Origin of the sequence: Halomonas gemina, assembly GCF_023554995.1 — a bacterium.
In the GTDB taxonomy this organism is placed as follows: domain Bacteria; phylum Pseudomonadota; class Gammaproteobacteria; order Pseudomonadales; family Halomonadaceae; genus Halomonas; species Halomonas gemina.
Window position 1 is genome coordinate 1 of sequence record NZ_JAMJPK010000021.1, and the last position, 1182, is coordinate 1182.

General features: G+C 54.2%; 1 rRNA gene. It reads left to right on the plus strand.

The features are described 5' to 3' along the window. Positions 1-1182 (plus strand): 23S ribosomal RNA (locus tag M8009_RS18850); the annotation flags it as partial.

The following is a 1182-nucleotide window of genomic DNA, read 5'->3' on the forward strand; positions in this document are numbered from 1 at the left end:
TCTGAATGGGGAAACCCACCCACGGTAACGTGGGTATCCCACACTGAATCCATAGGTGTTGGGAGGCGAACCGGGGGAACTGAAACATCTCAGTACCCCGAGGAAAAGAAATCAACCGAGATTCCCCCAGTAGCGGCGAGCGAACGGGGACCAGCCCTTAAGCATGTGACGGATTAGGCGAACGTGCTGGGAAGCACGGCCATAGCGGGTGATAGCCCCGTAGCCGAAAATCTGATCATGTGAAATCGAGTAGGTCGGGGCACGAGAAACCTTGACTGAAGACGGGGGGACCATCCTCCAAGGCTAAATACTCCTGGCTGACCGATAGTGAACCAGTACCGTGAGGGAAAGGCGAAAAGAACCCCGGAGAGGGGAGTGAAATAGATCCTGAAACCGTATGCGTACAAGCAGTGGGAGCATGCAGGTCATGTGACCGCGTACCTTTTGTATAATGGGTCAGCGACTTATTTTCAGTGGCGAGCTTAACCGTATAGGGGAGGCGTAGCGAAAGCGAGTCTTAACTGGGCGACCAGTCGCTGGAAATAGACCCGAAACCGGGCGATCTATCCATGAGCAGGTTGAAGGTTGAGTAACATCAACTGGAGGACCGAACCAGGATCTGTTGAAAAAGATTTGGATGACTTGTGGATCGGAGTGAAAGGCTAATCAAGCCCGGAGATAGCTGGTTCTCCTCGAAAGCTATTTAGGTAGCGCCTCACGTAGCACCGCCGGGGGTAGAGCACTGTTTCGGCTAGGGGGTCATCCCGACTTACCAACCCGAGGCAAACTCCGAATACCGGTGAGTGACGCGTGGGAGACACACAGCGGGTGCTAACGTCCGTTGTGAAAAGGGAAACAACCCAGACCGTCAGCTAAGGTCCCGAAATCCTGGTTAAGTGGGAAACGATGTGGGAAGGCTCAGACAGCTAGGAGGTTGGCTTAGAAGCAGCCATCCTTTAAAGAAAGCGTAATAGCTCACTAGTCGAGTCGGCCTGCGCGGAAGATGTAACGGGGCTCAAACCAGGTACCGAAGCTACGGGTTCGTCGAATGACGAGCGGTAGAGGAGCGTCGTGTAAGCCGACGAAGGTGGATCGAGAGGTCTGCTGGAGGTATCACGAGTGCGAATGCTGACATGAGTAACGACAAGGGGAGTGAAAAACTCCCCCGCCGGAAGACCAAGG